This window comes from Streptomyces sp. NPDC055815 (assembly GCF_053616475.1).
On record NZ_JBSHDU010000054.1, the window covers coordinates 17,588 to 33,647 of the forward strand.

The 16,060-nt window shown below is 73.3% G+C and carries 9 protein-coding genes; 2 read left to right on the plus strand and 7 right to left on the minus strand.

Annotated elements, in window-relative coordinates:
- Positions 1-8: 8 nt before the first annotated feature.
- On the minus strand, positions 9-1,034 hold the full coding sequence (locus ACWGN5_RS28910) for a hypothetical protein (RefSeq protein WP_453520466.1): 1,026 nt from the start codon (positions 1,032-1,034) through the stop codon (positions 9-11).
- A gap of 63 nt (positions 1,035-1,097) precedes the next feature.
- Here ACWGN5_RS28910 and ACWGN5_RS28915 point away from each other — a divergent pair, with 63 nt between their 5' ends.
- Positions 1,098-1,805, plus strand: a complete 708-nt coding sequence (locus ACWGN5_RS28915) for a TetR/AcrR family transcriptional regulator (RefSeq protein ID WP_453520468.1) — start codon at positions 1,098-1,100, stop codon at positions 1,803-1,805.
- 36 nt (positions 1,806-1,841) lie between these two features.
- Here ACWGN5_RS28915 and ACWGN5_RS28920 read toward each other — a convergent pair whose 3' ends face one another.
- The 6 genes from ACWGN5_RS28920 to ACWGN5_RS28945 all read right to left on the minus strand — a co-directional run bounded on the left by ACWGN5_RS28920 (position 1,842) and on the right by ACWGN5_RS28945 (position 12,196).
- Entirely contained in the window at positions 1,842-2,450 is a 609-nt protein-coding gene (locus ACWGN5_RS28920; RefSeq protein WP_453520469.1) for a flavin reductase family protein, read from the minus strand.
- Positions 2,451-2,507: 57 nt separating this feature from the next.
- Positions 2,508-6,071 (minus strand): hypothetical protein, encoded by a 3,564-nt coding sequence (locus ACWGN5_RS28925; protein ID WP_453520470.1) that lies wholly within the window; start codon positions 6,069-6,071, stop codon positions 2,508-2,510.
- A 183-nt stretch (positions 6,072-6,254) separates the two neighbouring features.
- Positions 6,255-6,974 carry an enoyl-CoA hydratase/isomerase family protein gene (locus ACWGN5_RS28930; RefSeq protein ID WP_453520528.1) on the minus strand — a complete coding sequence of 240 codons (720 nt, stop codon included), beginning with the start codon at positions 6,972-6,974 and terminating at the stop codon, positions 6,255-6,257.
- A gap of 75 nt (positions 6,975-7,049) precedes the next feature.
- The gene (locus ACWGN5_RS28935; protein WP_453520471.1) at positions 7,050-9,272 is read right to left on the minus strand and encodes an acetate--CoA ligase family protein; all 2,223 of its coding nucleotides are present in this window, start codon (positions 9,270-9,272) and stop codon (positions 7,050-7,052) included.
- A 159-nt stretch (positions 9,273-9,431) separates the two neighbouring features.
- Positions 9,432-11,579: an FG-GAP-like repeat-containing protein gene (locus tag ACWGN5_RS28940; RefSeq protein WP_453520474.1), complete on the minus strand. Its 2,148-nt coding sequence runs from the start codon at positions 11,577-11,579 to the stop codon at positions 9,432-9,434.
- A gap of 80 nt (positions 11,580-11,659) precedes the next feature.
- The gene (locus ACWGN5_RS28945) at positions 11,660-12,196 is read right to left on the minus strand and encodes a hypothetical protein (protein WP_453520476.1); all 537 of its coding nucleotides are present in this window, start codon (positions 12,194-12,196) and stop codon (positions 11,660-11,662) included.
- Positions 12,197-12,613: 417 nt separating this feature from the next.
- On the opposite strand from ACWGN5_RS28945, the gene ACWGN5_RS28950 reads away from it, so the two are divergent.
- Positions 12,614-16,021: an ALF repeat-containing protein gene (locus ACWGN5_RS28950; RefSeq protein ID WP_453520479.1), complete on the plus strand. Its 3,408-nt coding sequence runs from the start codon at positions 12,614-12,616 to the stop codon at positions 16,019-16,021.
- Positions 16,022-16,060 lie beyond the last annotated feature (39 nt).

Below are 16,060 nucleotides of genomic sequence, written 5' to 3' on the forward strand. Positions count from 1 at the left end.
CGGCCCGGTCACCTCCGGTACCGCTGCGCCACTGCCGCGAAGGCGGCCTTGGGTTCCCACTCCATGTCGGGATAGGTCCGTCCCCGGCGTCCTTCGAGGAGTTTGACGATGCCCAGGCCGGCCCGGTCCAGGTCGTCCCGGGGGTCGCCGTCCAGGCGGTGCGGGTAGCCGGGCAGGGCGAACAGGAACACGAACGCGCTGTCCACGCCCTCGGTCTCGAAGATCTCCAGGAGTTCGCTCAGGTACGCGGCCTGGCCGGCCTCGTCCCGCTCGTACACGCCGTTCAGCCGTACCGGGGCCTTGGTCTCCGGGTCGTGCTCGACCACCTCCAGTACGCGCCCGCCGCGGTCGCCCGCGCCGCGGTAGGCCGCGGTGCCGAAGCCGGTGATGGCGAGCGGCTTCGGGCCCTGGGCCAGGGTGCGCACCGCGTCCCGGAACCGGTCGGCGACCTCGGCGGAGCGGAGCAGCTCGAACGTCACGAGGTCGAAGGGGGTCCAGTCGACCTGCTCGAACTGGATGGCCGCGTAGGTCAGTCGGCCCTGGAAGCGCTCGCGGACGGTGGCCGCGGCCTCGCGGAGGAACGCGTTGACGCGCTCGCCGAGTTCGCGCATCGCTTCGGCCCGCCGCTCGGGCCGGCCCATCAGTCGCCCGACCCGTTCCTCGGGGCTCTCCCCGGGCAGGAACCCGCGGTTCATCACGCTCAGTTCGACCCCTGCGACGAACACGACCTCGGCCCCCCGCTGCCGGAGCCGTTCCGCCCGCTCGGCGCAGTCGCGGAAGAGCGCGAGGATCCGCTCCGGATCCAGCTCCAGCGGATAGGGCGAGAACCAGACCTCCAGGCCGAGTTCGGCGGCGGCGCCGGCGGCCAGCTCCAGCCGGTCCGGGTCGCCGCCGATGATCTGGACCGCGTTGCAGTGCAGGTCGTCGCGGATGATCGCGAGCTCGCGCCGGACCACGGCGGGGTCGAAGTGCTCGCGGGACGTCCGGCCGTGCACGACGAATCCGGTGTCGTAGGTCATTCCTCTTGCTCGCATGGCGACGTCCCCTCTGTCGGTCTCGGACGGGTCGAGGCTGACAGAAAAGATGCGTGCACGCAAATGTACGTGCACGCATCTTTGCGTGGGCGCAGTCCTCTGTGGAACGCTGGCGCCGTGACGACGACACCACGACCGGGGCTGCGGGAGCGGAAGAAGCAGGCCACGCGCGAGGCGCTGCGCGAGGCGGCCCTGCGCCTGGCCATGGAGTGCGGGCCGGAACAGGTGCGGGTCGAGGACATCGCCGAAGCGGCCGGGGTCTCGCCGCGCACCTACAACAACTACTTCGCCAGCCGCGAGCAGGCGATCGTCTCGGCCGTCACCGCGGACCGCGAGGCGCGCATCGCGGCGGCGGTCGCGGCCCGGCCCGCAGGGGTGGGCCTGGCCGATGCCGTCACCCGGGCGGTGGTCGAGCAGTACACGCATGCCGGCGAGCGCGAACAGCGGGCGCTGCTGCTGATCACCACCCGGACCGCGCTGCGCGAGGCGTTCCTCGACGCCACCGCCGATATCGAGCCCCCGCTCACGGCGGTGATCGCCGAAGGTCTGGGGGGCACCGGAGGGCCCACGGCCCGCGTTCTCGCGGCGAGCGTGGCCGCGGCGGTGCGCATCGCGCTGGAAGGCTGGCTCCGGCCGGCCGGGAACGCGGGCGCCGCCGAGAGTCCGGGCGCCGGAGGGCTCGTCGTGCCGTCCGGCTCGCTGCCCGAGCAGCTCCGCGCGGCACTGGCCCCGCTCGCGCCCGCGTTCGACGCCACCGAGCGGGGCAGCTAGCGGGGCGCAGGCCCCTCACGGGACTGAGGCGCGCGGCTACGCGCTGAAGCGGCCGAAGCGGCCCCGGTGGAACAGCAGCGGCTCGGACTCCTCCTCCGCCCCCAGGCTCTCCACCCGCCCCACCACGATCAGATGGTCGCCCCCGGTGTGCACCGCCGTGATCGCGCAGTCGATCCAGGCGGGCGCGCCCGCCAGGCGCGGGGAGCCCGTCGACGGGGCCGGATCCCACTCCACGCCCGCGAACTTGTCGGCGCCGCTCACCGCGAACGACCGGCACAGTTCGCCCTGCCCCGCCCCGAGGACGTTGACGCAGAAGGAGCCCGCCGCCGCGATCCGGGGCCAGGTGGTCGACGTCCGGGCGACCATGAAGGCGACCAGGGGCGGGTCGAGGGAGAGGGAGGCGAAGGACTGGCAGGCGAAGCCCGCGGGGCCGTCCGCGTCGAGGGCGGTCACGATCGTGACGCCGCTGGCGAAGTGCCCGAGGACGCGGCGGAACTCGGCCGCGTCGACGGGCGGCCGTTCGTCCTCCCGTACCGCGCGCAGCACCGGTCGGGGCAGTGGTTCCACGGCCGTCGGCGAACCGGCCGCTCTCAGGTGTCGGACGACGGTGGCCGCCATCCCCGCGTGTCCCATCACACCGTCCATTGAAACTGACGGTGCGTCAGATGGGAAGCCCTCGGGGACGACGGCCACGTCCTTGCCTTATCCGGCGACCGCCACCGTGGCCCGGGTCCAGGCGACACCCGCCGTGTGCCCGGTCCGGTAGGCCGTCACCCGGACGGTGATCTTCAGCCCGCGCTGGGCCTTCGTCAGCAGGAACGTCGTCTTCGTCGCCCCGCTGATCGCCCGCCCGTTCGCGTACCACTGGTACGCGTACGAGGTCGGCGCCGGCGTCCACGCACCCCGGTTCACGGTGAGCGTCCGCCCGACCCGGACCGTGCCCGTGACGTACGGAGCGGTCGTCGCCTTCGGCGCGAGACCCACGCCGACGGTGTACGCGCCCGTCGTGTACGCCCCGTTCAGGTGCCCGGTCCGCAGCGCCGTCACGGTCACCGTCAGCTTCTTGCCGAGGACGGACGCGGCGGGCACGTACGAGGCCCCCGTCGCCCCCGCGATCGCGACACCGTTCGCCCGCCACTGGTAGGCGTACGAGGTCGGCGCCGGCGACCAGGTCCCGACGACGGCCGTCACCTTGCTCCCGACCCGCACGGTCCCCGAGACGGACGGCAGCGTGGTCGGCCTGGGCGCGACGCCCTTCACCACCACGGCGGCACTCGCCGCCGTGATGACGGGATGCCCGGCCTTCCGCGCGGTCACGGCCACGGACAGCTGCTTGCCGAAGAGCGTCGACGGCAGCGTGTACGTGGAGGCGGTGGCCCCGGCGATGGCGACGCCGTTCGCCCGCCACTGGTACGCGAGCGAGTCCACCGGCAGCGACCACGTCCCGGCCGAAGCCGTCACCTTCCCGCCGACGACGGCGGTGCCGGTGACGGAGGGGGCGGCGGTGCTGCGGAGAGGAGCGACGACCGTCACCGACGGCTTCGACTGCTCCATGCCGAACGCGAAGACACTGACGCCCAGCGAGCCGAGCGGCGCGTTCGTCAGATCCAGGCCCACCGTCATGCTGCGCCGGTCGGGCGCGACGGACAGGGTGGTGGACTCGGCCCGGAACGCCCCGCTCGTCACGACGACCTTGGCGGAGTCGGGCAGCGCCGAGCCGGTGACCGTCATCGCGATCTTCCCCCGGCCGACCGCGGCCGGGCCGACGGTGCCGATGGAGCGCTCCTCGGGGCCGCAGAGGTACTGGGCGCAGGTGATGCCGGCGTTCACGGCCGTGGACGCCTGCGCCGGCGCCTCCGGAAGACCGATCACGAGGATGCTCGGCCTGGCTTCCTTCGGGTAGGCGTTCGGCAGGGCGCACTCGTAGTTCTGGCCCTCGCTGGAGTAGGACCCGAAGCAGCCGTTCTTCCACGTCGACCGGTCGTACAGCCACGGGGTCGGCTGCTGCTCGAAGGTCCCCGCGGGCGTGAACCGCACGCCGAAGCGGTCGCCCGACGCGGACGGGACCGCCGCGCAGAGCGCGGTCTTCTGCTCGCTCAGGGTGCCGACGAGCGGGCCGAAGCCGTAGCTGGCGTTCGGGACCTTGACGCACTCGGGCGCGGGTCCCGCCGGGGTGGCGATGCGCAGGGCGTCGAGGCGGTAGCCGGCGGGCGCGGTGCTGCCGGCCGGGACCTGGACGAGCACCTGGTACGCGGCCGAGCCGGTGACGGCGCAGCCCCGGGCGAAGTAGTCGCAGCCGTTGGTGCCGGCCGCGTCGAAGGCCATCAGCCGGACGGTGTTCTTGGGGTCGCGCACGTTGAGGTGCAGGGTGTCCCCGGCCGCGGCCGTGGTCACCCGGTGGCACAGGAAGGTGCCGGGCGCGGCCGGGACACCGCCGGTCGACGGGCCGCCGACGGCCGCCGCGGGGGTGGTGACACAGCCGCGCGCGGTGGCGGTGACGTCCCGGCGGGTCAGCGCGATCTCGCCGGGGAGGTCGCGGCCCTGGACGAGGACCGTGTGGGCGACACCCGGGGTCAGGGCGCAGACCGTGAAGGTGCCGTAGTACGAGCGGATCTCGCAGATCCGCTGGCCGTTCGCGTCGACGACGACGATCTCGGCCGCCGCGTCGCCCGAGGTCTTCTCGACCTGGAAGAGCTCGCGGGCGGAGTGCCCGTCGGCGGGGATGGTCAGGCAGTCGGCGAAGACGCCGTCGCCGGTCTTCACGCTCATCCGGGTCGGGTGCGCGGTGAAGTCGCCGGCGAGGAAGGTCCGGCAGGTCTCGGGGGCGTCGGTGCGGTGCACGAAGAGGCCGTAGCCGTCGCCGCCCTCGGTCGCGTCGCCGTCGGTGACGATCGCCCGGTACGGGGCGGTGCCGCCGAGTTCGCAGGTGCCGTCCCACAGGCTGTTGACGTAGAGGCACTGCTTGGCGCCGTTCGCGTCGAAGACCGTGATGTCCGTGCTGTGGTCCGACAGCACGGCGAGGTGCGCGCCCTGGGGCACCGGCAGGTTCAGGCAGTCCGCCTCGCCGGGACCGGAGAACGTGCCCCGGTAGGTGCTCGCGAGCGTGACGCCGTCCGTGCAGCCCTCGGTGGAGGTCCGGCCGAGGACCCGCAGGGTCCCGCCCGTGAGCACGGTGTACGTCGTGCCCGCGGTGAGCGTGCAGATCTCGTCGTAACCCCGGCAGGCGAACGTGCCGTCCTTCGCGTACACGGACACGCTGCCGGCGGAGCCGGAGGCGCTGATGGTCCTGACGTCGTAGCGGCCGGTCGCGGTGGGCGTGAAGGTCTTGCAGCCGGTCGGCGACGAGACCGGGGACGGCGCGGTGCCGTAGGTGGTGACGGGCACGGTGGCGCAGCCGGCCGGGTCCGAAAGACGCCGGACCTTCAGCGAGTACGCGGCGGGGAAGCCGCCCTCGACGTATCCGAGGGTGCCGAGGACGCGGTAGCCGCCGGTCCCCTCGGGCAGGACGCAGCCCTCGCTGCCGTCCGCGTTGCCGCGCGGGCAGAGCCGCTTGCCGGTGTCGTCGGCGATCCAGGCGTACGACTCGCTGTACTTCTCCGGCCGGAAGTCCGTGGTGATCCGGTCGCCCGGGGCGGCGGTGAAGGAGTGGCAGACCACGCTCAGCTCGCCGGGCACCTGGCCGGCGACCGGGGCGGTGTCGTAACCGGTGCCGGGGACGGCGGGGCAGTCGCCCTGGGCGGTCGCCATCAGCGGGACGAGGGCGACCCGGTTTTGGGCGGCGCTCCAGTCGGTGTTGACGAGCTTGAGCGCGTACTGACCGGCGGCCAGGTCGCACCAGGCGGCCTTGTAGCCCCAGTCCTCGCACGTGACCCGGTCCTCACCCGCGTACAGCTCCGGGTAGGTGTCGTGGCTGCCCGCGACGAGGATGCGGTGCGTGCCGGGCTTGTCGACGGTGACCGTGAAGCAGGCGGTGCCCTTCGCCTCGATGTCGACCTGCCTGACCGCGTCGCCCGGGTCGCCGAGCGGCGCGAGCGGCAGGGCCGGACAAGGGGCGGCGGTGGGCGTCGGTGTCGGCTCGGGCGTCGGGTCGGTGGTGGCCGTCGGGTCGGGCGTCGGCGTCGGATCGACCGTCGGCGTCGGCTCGGGCGTCGGGTCCGTGGTGGCCGACGGCTCGGGCGTGGGCTCGTTCGGAGCCTGGGCGATCCGGGCCGACGCCGACGCGGTCGGCGCGGGCGTCGCCGCGGCCGCCGTGCTCGTCGGGAGCATCGGCCCCACGAGGGCCGTCAGCAGGGCAGGGACGAGCAGGAGCGTTCTCGCGGATCGTCTGGATCTCACGCGAGAGCGCGCGAAGTTCGGCATGGTTCCGTTCCCCCCGGAGCGGTGTGTCAGACACGCGATGTGTCATATGCGCGTCACACCCTACGGGTCGCCCCGGACACCGTCGCGCGACTATTTCCCCTCGTACCGTGCCTCCCGCCGTTCCACGAAGCTCGCCACCCCCTCCTGCGCGTCCCGCGTCGTCATGTTGATCTCCTGGGCCGTCGCCTCGGCCGCGAAGGCGACGGAACGGTCCACGTCCAGGGACGTGTTGACCAGCTGTTTCGTGAGGGTCAGGGCGCGGGTCGGGCCCTGGGCGAGGCGTTCGGCCCATTCCCGGGCCGTCTTCTCCAAGGCGTCGGAAGGGACCACCCGGTTCACCAGGCCCATCCCGAGCGCCTCCGCCGCCGGCACCGCGTCGCCGAAGAACATCAGCTCCTTCGCCCGCTGCGGCCCGATCAGCCGGGGGAGCAGGTACGCGCCGCCGCCGTCGGGCACGAGCCCCCGGCGGACGAACACCTCGATGAAGCGGGCCGAGTCCGCCGCGAGCACCAGGTCGCAGGCGAACGCGAGGTGCGCCCCGATCCCGGCCGCCGTGCCGTTCACCGCCGCGATCACCGGCTTCTCGCAGTCCAGTACGGCGGAGATGAACCGTTGCGCGCCGAGCCGGATCATTCGCGCCACGTCCCCCGCCACCCGGTCACCGGCCGGCGGCGCGCCCCGCAGGTCCGCGCCCGCGCAGAAGCCGCGCCCGGTGGCCGTCACCACCACGCAGCGCACCTCGGGGTCCGCGGAGGCCTCCGCGAGCAGGGCGATGATCCGTTCCCGCTGGTCCCAGGTGACCGCGTTCATCGCCTCGGGGCGGTTGAGGGTGATCCACGAGACGCCGTTCTCGACGGTGTGCAGGACGTCGGACACAGGGGGCTCCTATCGGCAGACCGCGAGCGCGTCCAGGGCCACCGCCCCCTGCCCGCGCGGCAGCACCATCAGCGGGTTGATGTCCAGTTCGGCGAGGTCGCCGTCGAGTTCGAGGGCCATCCGCTGGACCCGGAGCACGACCTCGACGAGCGCGTCGACGTCGGCCGGCGGGGCGCCGCGCACGCCGTCGAGCAGGGCCCGGCCGCGCAGTTCGCCGAGCATCGAGCGGGCTTCGTGTTCCCCGAAGGGCGGGACGCGGACGGCGGTGTCGTTCAGGACCTCGACGAGGACGCCGCCCAGGCCCACCGTGACCGTCGGGCCGAAGAGTTCGTCGTGGGTCACGCCCACCACCATCTCGACCCCGCGCCCGACCATCTGGCAGACGAGGATGCCGTCGAGGTCCACCGACTCGAACCGGGCGATGTCCGTCAGCTCGCGGTAGGCGTCCCGGACCTGGCTCGCCGAGGTCAGGCCGACCTTCACCAGGCCCAGTTCCGTCTTGTGCGCGAGCTGCGCGCCCGAGGCCTTCATCACGACCGGGTAGCCGACGAGCCCCGCGGCCCGGACGGCCGCCGCCGCGCTCGTCACGAGCTGCTCGCGCGGCACCCGTATCCCGTACGCCCGCAGCAGCTGCTTCGCCGCGTGCTCGCTGAGCCGCCGGCCGGGCCGCAGGAGGGCCTGGGCCTTGCGGAGGGACGGGGAGGGGGTGCGGGGGGCCTCGTCGAAGGGGGAGCGGTAGGCGGCGGTGAAGCGGTGGTGGTCGAGGTAGGCCTTCACGGCCCCGATGCAGTTGGAGAACGTACGGAAGGTGGCGACGCGCGAGGAGCCGAGGAGGGTCGTGCGGTACGCCTCCTCGGTGCCGACCGGGGAGCCCCAGACCACGCACACCAGCTTGTCGGTGGCCTCGGCGGCGTCGACGAGGTCCTGGGCGAGCTTGTCGCTCATCGGGGGGAAGGGGCCGGTGATGGGACAGATCAGGACGCCGACCAAGGGGTCGGCGAGGATCGCGTCGATGATCTTCCGGCCGCGCCAGTCGCCCACCGGGTGCCCGCCGTTGTCGACGGGGTTGGCGACGTTCAGGTACGCGGGGATCCACTGGTGGAGTTCGTCCTGCTTGGCCTGCGGGAGCGTCGGCAGGGAGAGGCCCGCCGCCGTGGCCAGGTCGGCGAAGTGGGCTCCCGTACCGCCGGAGATGGAGTAGACGACGACGCCGTCCGCCTGCGGCCGGCGGGCGCGGGCGAGGAGGGCGGAGGTGTCCTGGAGCTGGTCGAGTCCGTCGACCCGGATCACTCCGTACTGCCGCATGGCCGCGTCGACGACCCGGTCGGCGCCGGTGAGCTTGCCGGTGTGGGAGGCGGCGGTGCGGGCGCCGGTCTCGGTGCGGCCGACCTTCACGGCGACGACGGGGACGCCCTGGCGCGCGGCCCGGTCGGCGGCGAGGAGGAAGGAGCGGCCGTCCTTGAGCCCCTCGACGTAGCAGGCGATGGCCCCGACCTCGGGCCGTCCGGCGAAGTACGAGAGGAAGTCGGCGGTCTCCAGGTCGGCCTCGTTGCCGGTGGGCGCCCAGTGGGAGAGGCGGATGCCGAGCTCCTGGAGGGTGAAGACGGGCCGTCCCTGGTGGCCGGACTGGGTGATGAGGGCGACGGCGGGGCCTTCGAGGTCGTCGCGGAAGCGCTCGAAGGCGTTGAGGTTGGTGTTGGGGCCGAGCAGGCGGAGCCCGGAGCGGCGTACGGCGGCGGCGAGGCGCTCCTGCGCGGCGGCGCCGGTCTCCCCGGTCTCGGCGAAGCCGGAGGCGAAGGCGACGGCGAACTTCACCTTGGTCTCGGCGAGTTCCTCGATGACGGGGAGCGGGTCGGCGACGAGGAGGACGGCGAGGTCGACGGGTTCGGCGAGCGCGCCGACGGAGGGTACGCAGTCGATCCCGAAGACGCTCGTACGGGTCGGGTGCACGGGCACGAGCCGGGCGCCGACCCGCTCGGCCCAGGCGAGCAGCTGCCGGGTGATGCCGGTGTTGGGCCGTCCCTCGGTGTCGGAGGCGCCGATCACCGCGACGGACTCGGGCCGGAAGAACCGGTCGAGGTCGGGGACGGGCAGGTGCAGCGGCCGCCCGCTGACGTCCAGGTCGCCGGCGACGGCGGTGACGCCGTGCACGGCGTCCCTGGGTGTCTCTCCGCAGGCGACCACGCGGGCGCGGAGATCGGTGGTGAAGGTGCCGTGAGTCGATCCGAGCATCGTTCCGCTCCACCCTTCCGCCCAAGACAGATGAACTGACGTTCAGTCAGATTACAGAACTGACGGGTAGTCAGGAATAGGCGCGCGCGGAGGGGATTCACTCGCACGCGAGCCGGGGCCCGCCGGACGTCCGGCGGGCCCCGGTCGGGGTGGGGTGGATCAGCCGTTGTCGTACCGGTTCACGAAGGCCGTCCGGGCGAAGGCCCAGGAGCCCGCCGAGGGGCTCGTCCAGCCGGTCGTCGCGGTCGAGGCGAGCGTGCCGTTCGCCTGGGCGAGCCAGGTGAACATCTTGTCGTCACCGCTGGCGTAGCCGTACAGGGCGCCGACGTCGTCCCGGCCGTCGCCGTTGTAGTCGGCGACGACGACCTTCATCTCCGCCAGGTTCAGGTCGCCGGCCTTGGCGTTCAGAGCGAGCTGCGGGGCAGTCAGGGTGGCGTCCTTGTTGCCCTTGAGGACGTAGAAGACGTCATGGCCGTCGGAGTGGTCGTACCAGAGTCCGAGGTCGTCGCGGCCGTCGCCGTCGAAGTCGCCCGCGTGGACCGTCGTCCGGTCCAGGGAGCCCCAGGTGGTGGAGGACCAGGCGAGCTTCGCGGTGCTGAACAGGCCGTGCCTGCTCCCCGTGTACACGTACGCCTTCACGTTCGGGGCGCCCGCGTTGTAGAGGGCGAGGACGTCGTCGCGCCCGTCACCGTTGAAGTCGCCGGTGGCGTACTCGGCGTTGTCCGCAGTCCAGGTGCCGGCCGGCACGCTCCAGCCGGTGACCGGGGCGGCGAACCCGCCGCGCTCGTCGGACAGCAGGGTGAACATGCTGTCGCGGCCGTCGAAGTGGTCGTACCAGGCCACGAGGTCATCGCGGCCGTCGCCGTCGAAGTCGCCGCTGTGCAGCCGGACCTGGGAGAAGGACCAGGTGCCGGCGGGCGCCGACCAGGAGGAGAACGGCGCGGCGAACGTGCCGTCCTTGCGGCCGAGGAACGTCCAGAACTTCACCGAGCCGTCGGTGTAGCCGTAGAGCACGCCGACGTCGGTGGTCCCGTCGCCGTTGTAGTCGCCGGACGCCCGCTTCATGAGCGAGGCCTCCCAGTTGTCCGCCGTCGTCGCGAAGGCGGTACGGGGAGTGCCGAGCGCGCCGGTGGCGGAGCCGGCGAAGAGGTGCAGGGCGTCGTGGCCGTCGGAGTAGTCGTACCAGTCGGCCATGTCGGACCGGCCGCTGCCGTCGAAGTCGTTGCGCACGGCGGTTCCGGTCGTCCACATGGTGCCGCCCAGATTGTCGCGGACGACCAGGTTGCCGCGCTCCTGGAGGACGAGCGAGCCGCCGGTGACCGCGGTGCCGGACTGCCACAGCGTGGCGGTGTCGGCGGCGTTGCGGACGACCAGGTTGCCGTCGGTGCCGAAGAGCGCGGTCGCGCCCGGGTTGCCCGCGGTGTTCGTCTGCCAGAGCACGTTGCCGGCCTTGGCGGTGACGACCAGGTTGCCGTCGGCGCGCATGACGACCGTCGCGGCGGCGGAGGCGAGCGCGTCGCCGGACGCGAGCCGCTGCCCCGGGAGCAGGCGGCTGCCGCCGGTGAGGCCGTCGGCCCGCGCGGCCACGGCTCCGTTACGGGTCTCGGTGGCGCTCACCCCGTAGCAACCGCCCTGCCAGGAACGGCTGCTGACACCGACCAGCTCAGGGACGCCGTCCCGCTCGCGCAGCACCGGGCCGCCGCTGTCGCCCTGGCAGATCACGTCGGCGGCGGACGCACCGGTGATGCCGAGGGTCGTCGCGTCGGCCGTGTCCGTGCCGAAGGAGGCGACGTGCAGCCGGTCCGGCACCCACTGCGTCCTCGTCCGGCCGTAGCCGGCGACCTTGAGGGCGTTGCCCGCCACGGCCGGGGTGGTGGCGACGGCCACCGGCTGGATCCCGGTGGCGGGCGTCGCGAGCCGCGCCAGGACCAGGTCCCGCCCGGCCCTCGGCACCACGTCGGTCACCTCGGTGACGTGCCCGCCGGTGGTCGCGGTCAGATCGGCGCGGCCGATGGTCGCCACGGTCTTCAGGGCCGGGGGACCGGGGGTGACCTCAAGGCTCACGGCCGGGTTCGCGGCGAAGCAGCTCGCGGCGGTGACGATCCACCTCGGGTCGACGAGCGCCCCGGTGCAGCTGCGCATCTGCTCGCCCTCACCGACCCGGATCTGTGCGGTGAAGGCGTACGAGGCGTCCGTGACGGGCGTGCCGGAGAGGGCCTGCGCCGGGGCGGCGGCCAGGACGACGGGGAGGGCGACCAGGGCGGCCGCGGCCAGCGCGGCGAGCCGCGCGGGTCTGGTGTGTCGCATCAGTGGGTTCCTCGCTGGGGTGGTGTCGGGCGGGTCCGAGGGACCGGCCGTACGTCCGATGGGGGGGCGTGCGGGGCGGGCTACTTGGTGGTCCGGATCTCCACGAGCATGTGGGGGCGGCCCTCGGGGTCCGCGGTCTCGCCCACCGGCTGCCAGGAGTTGGCGGGCACGTCGAAGCTCTTCTCCTCGGTGCCGACGGTCATGTCGACCTCGGTCGTGAAGTCGGCGGCCTTGACCCCGTAGACCGAGGGGATCTCCAGCGTCAGCCAGCCGCCGTTGCCGGTGGCCCGGAAGCAGACCCGCTGCTTCTCGCGCGACCAGACCTCCATCAGGCCGGTCCCGGAGGCGCAGTCGGCGAGGAGGATGTGGCCGTCGCCGCGCTTCAGGGTGATGCCCTGCTCGGCCAGGATCTTGTCCGCGTACGGGTAGGCGTGGTCCTCGACCGCGAAGCCGGGCGCCTCCCCGGCGACGGGCCGGGCGTCCCCCGCGTCGGCGGCGGGCCCTGTCGGGCCGCTGGTCACCACGAGCCAGGCGAGGGCGCCCGCGGCGGCGGCCGCGCCCAGAGCGCGCGCGAAACGGCGCCCGGTTCTCGACGTGATGGTGCTCTTTCTCTTCATCCGGAACCTCGTCGTTCTTGAAACGGGTGGGTGTTTTCTATCGCCAATCCCGCAGGGCGGAAAGAGGCCCTCGTGCGGAGCTCCTTGCGAAGATCTCCTTCACGACCACCCGTATGTAAGTCCTCTCTCTGCGTGTCTGTCCATCGCGCAAGCCGGTCGAAAAGGGGCTTATTGAAGGGCGGCTGTGTGACCTGAATCACTGCAGCGGAACCCCAGAGAATTGCTTGTGAGGGCCTGATGGAGAAGCGGAGAGGGTTCAGAGTCCGCGTACAACCTTTTTCCGGAATGTCATAACGGACGTTCGCGTCTGAAAAGCACCCGCTTCGCCAAAGGGGCTTGATAAACGATTTGGGCGGGGTAGTCTGCGCGGCTGTAATGCCAGAATTCCGCGCATCCCTTTCGGGAAGGACGTTTCTCTTGTCCGCATCTCTCTGGAGCCGGCGCCGCATACTCACGACCGTCGCCGCGACGGCCGCCGTCCCCGCTCTGCCGTCGATCCTCACCCTGACCGCGACCCCCGCCCGAGCCGCCGGCACGGCGGACGGCGGCACCGGTACGGGTCTGCCCGACACCGACCGGGGCAGAGCCGTCTGGGCCTTCAAGACCGGAGGCCGGGCCGTCCGCGAGGCCGCCGCGGCCGCCCTCGTCGGATCGCCGGCCAACGTGTCCGCGTTCCTCGCCGGCGAACTCCCGGTGGCCAGGGCGGAGGACAACCGCTTCGCCGTCCTCAGGAGCCTCCCCTACGCGGGCGCCTCGGTGCGCACGGCAGCCGAGACGGCGCTGTCGGCGGGTGACGCCGCCGTGACCGCCTTCCTGGGCGACGGGTTCGCCCAGCCCCTCGTCACCGACCTGCGGGCCGCGGTCCTCACGGTCCTGAACAACGGCGGCACCGCCGTGCGCCGTGAGGCCACGAAGGCCCTCGACACCGGCACGCAGGAGGCGCTCAAGACCTTCCTCGGCACCACCCAGTACTCCGCGCGGGAGGAGGACCAGCGGGTCCAGGTGTTCACCATCCTGGCCGGGGCCTCACCCGAGGTCAGGAAGTACGCGGAGCGGGCCCTCAACGACGGTTCGGCGGTGGCGATCCAGAGGTTCCTCCTCTCCGGCCAGTACATCGCCCGCGCCCGCGACGAGGAGGCCGCCACCATCGGCCAGCTCGTCACCATCGTGGAGCGGGAGGGCGAGCGCGCCCGGCTGAAGACCGACCAGGCCATCGCCACCGCCAACCAGGCCAAGGCCGCAGCCGAGAAGGCCAAGGCCGCCGCGCTCAAGGCCGCCGAGGAGGCCCGGCTCGCCCAGCAGGACGTCCGCAAGTCGGCGGTCGCAGCCAACAACGCCGCCGACGCGGCGCGCGGCGCCGCCTCCGCCGCCGCCACCGCGATCTCCGCCGCCCGCACCGCCCAGGCCGCCGCCGGCCGTGCCTCGCTCGCCGCACAGGCCGCGGCCGCGGCCGCCGCCTCCGCCGGCCATGCCGCCTCCCGCGCCTACAGCGCCGCCATCGCCGCCTCCAAGGACGCCACCAAGGCCCAGGCCGCGAGGGACGCCGCCGTGTTCGCCCGTAACGCGGCCGCTCGCGCGAACGCGACCGCAGATGCCGCCGACCGGGCGGCCCGAGCCTCCCGGGGTTCTGCCGACGAGGCGAGCGATGCCGCCAGGAGCGCCGCCGGAAACGCGGCCGCCGCGGCCGCCGCCGCCGCCGACGCCGCCAACAGCGCGGGCGTCGCCAAGTCGCAGGCGGACAAGGCCAGGGCCGCCGCCGCCGAAGCCGACGCGGCGGCCGCCCGCGCGAACCGTGCGGCCGACACCGCCTACAAGCTGGCGGACCGGGCGGCCAAGGCCGCCGGAGTCGCCCGCGACGCGGCCCGGAGCGCCGCCGCCCACGCCATCAAGGCGGCCGACGCGGCCGACGAGGCCGCCGCGAACGCGGGCAAGGCCATCGAGTACGCCACGCGCTCCACCGCGTACGCCAACGCGGCCGTCGAAGCGGCCAAGGCCGCCACCACCGCGGTCACGGAGGCGCAGGCGGTCGAGCAGGCGGCCCGCGACGCGGAGACCGCCCGGATCGCCGAGGACACCGAAATCGGCGTCGAGGAGGCCCGTCTGCAGGCCCAGGCCGAGATCGCCGACACCAAGCGGGCCCAACTGGAGCGCACGGAGGCGGACAAGACCGCCTCCGACATCAAGGACCTCGTCGCCGCCGCCGAGGCGGCGTTCCGGTCCGGGGACACCGCGGCCGCAGTCACGGCCGGCCGGAAGGCCGCCGTCCGCTTCCTCGACGCATCCGGTACGTGGACCAGGGAGGCCGCCGAGTACGCCCTTGCCGGCACCGACGAGGCGGTCCTCAACTGGATCGACGTCGACCGTGTCCTCGCCCAGCGGACCGACGACCGCGAGACGGTCCTGGCCGTCGCCGAGATCGGGACGGCCGCGGTCGCCGGGGCCGCCCACGCCGCGTTGGCGAGCACCGACCCGGACGCCGCCCGCGCCTTCCTCGACCAGGGCGTCATCGAGGCCTCGGCCACCGACAACCGGGTGGCCGTCCTGGCCGTCCTCGGCGACAACCCGGGCACGGCCGTCCGGACCAAGGCCGAGGCGGCCCTGAACGACGGGCGGGCGATCGCCCTGCACCGTTTCCTCCACGTGGAACTCGGGGAGGCGGTGAAGGAGGACGACCACGTCGAGGTGTTCCGGCTCCTCGGCACCGGCGGCGCCTACATGAAGTCCGCGGCCACGATCGCGATCGAGGGCCCGGCCCGCATGCGGCGCTACTTCCTCGTGCACGACCAGCACGAGATCGCCCGGCTCGACCACGACCAGGCCTCCCACGTCTCCGCGATCCGGGCCGCCATCGCCCACGCCGCCAGGATCGCCGCCAAGGCCAACGAGGACGCCGCACTCGCCTCCAAGGTGGCCGCCGAGGCACGCCAGGCCGCCACGGAGGCGGCCGCCTGGGCCACGAAGGCGCAGGGCTACGCCCAGGACGCCGCGAACTCGGCGGCACAGGCGAAGGCGAACGCCGACGCCGCCGACCGGTCCGCCGCGTCCGCCGCAGCGTCGGCGGCGACCGCGAAGGCCGCGGCCACCGTGGCGAACCGGGCCGCGGCCTCGGCCAACTACTCGATGACCCGGGCACTCGGCTCCGCGCGGCAGGCGGTGGCCTCGGCCGGCTCCGCGCGGCAGTCCGCGCTCGACGCGCAGCTCTCCGCGGAGGCGGCCGGCAAGTCGGAGGCGGAGGCCGAGAACGCCGCCAGCGCGGCCCGCAGGATTGCGACGGACAAGCGCACCGCGGAGCTCGTCGCGGCCGCCCAGGCGGCGGCGCTGGAGGCCGGGACCCATCAGGCGAACGGCACGACGCCGATCGACCACGAGGACCCGGACCACACCAAGTACTGGGGTCTGTGGCCCGAGAACATCAAGAGCGACAAGGACTGGGCGGAGGCGTTCGCCCATTACAGCACCGTCGCCGGCACGGTCTCGGTCGTGTTCGGCGCCGCTTCCATGGTCGCGGCGGGCTTTGGCTTCCTGCCTGCGGCGGGGGCTCTGCTCAAGGTGGCCGAAGTCGCGAGCAACGTCGGCTGGGCGCTCCAGGGGGTCTCCGCCATCCTGACCGGGAGCGCGTACGGCTGGACAAGCCACGAGTTCGAGAAGTCACTCGGTCACTTCCTCCTCCACGGTGTGATGTTCTACGGCAAGGGGAAGCTCATCGAGAAGTTCGGCCTCCGCGGGGAGGCCGCCGAGCAAATTGCCGGCAGGGCCGCCATAGGCGTCGTGACCGACACGACGGTCACGGTGCTCGGCTGGATCCACTGGCTGTCCGGCCACTGATCCGCCGGCCCTCCGGCTCCCCTCGGGGCGCCGGAGGGC

Bases quoted from the DNA above. Each gene is read 5' to 3' on its own strand.
- ACWGN5_RS28910 (WP_453520466.1), bottom strand. From the start codon at position 1,034: ATGCGAGCAAGAGGAATGACCTACGACACCGGATTCGTCGTGCACGGC.
- ACWGN5_RS28915 (WP_453520468.1), top strand. From the start codon at position 1,098: ATGTACGTGCACGCATCTTTGCGTGGGCGCAGTCCTCTGTGGAACGCT.
- ACWGN5_RS28920 (WP_453520469.1), bottom strand. From the start codon at position 2,450: ATGGACGGTGTGATGGGACACGCGGGGATGGCGGCCACCGTCGTCCGA.
- ACWGN5_RS28925 (WP_453520470.1), bottom strand. From the start codon at position 6,071: ATGCTCCCGACGAGCACGGCGGCCGCGGCGACGCCCGCGCCGACCGCG.
- ACWGN5_RS28930 (WP_453520528.1), bottom strand. From the start codon at position 6,974: ATGAACGCGGTCACCTGGGACCAGCGGGAACGGATCATCGCCCTGCTC.
- ACWGN5_RS28935 (WP_453520471.1), bottom strand. From the start codon at position 9,272: ATGCTCGGATCGACTCACGGCACCTTCACCACCGATCTCCGCGCCCGC.
- ACWGN5_RS28940 (WP_453520474.1), bottom strand. From the start codon at position 11,579: ATGCGACACACCAGACCCGCGCGGCTCGCCGCGCTGGCCGCGGCCGCC.
- ACWGN5_RS28945 (WP_453520476.1), bottom strand. From the start codon at position 12,196: ATGAAGAGAAAGAGCACCATCACGTCGAGAACCGGGCGCCGTTTCGCG.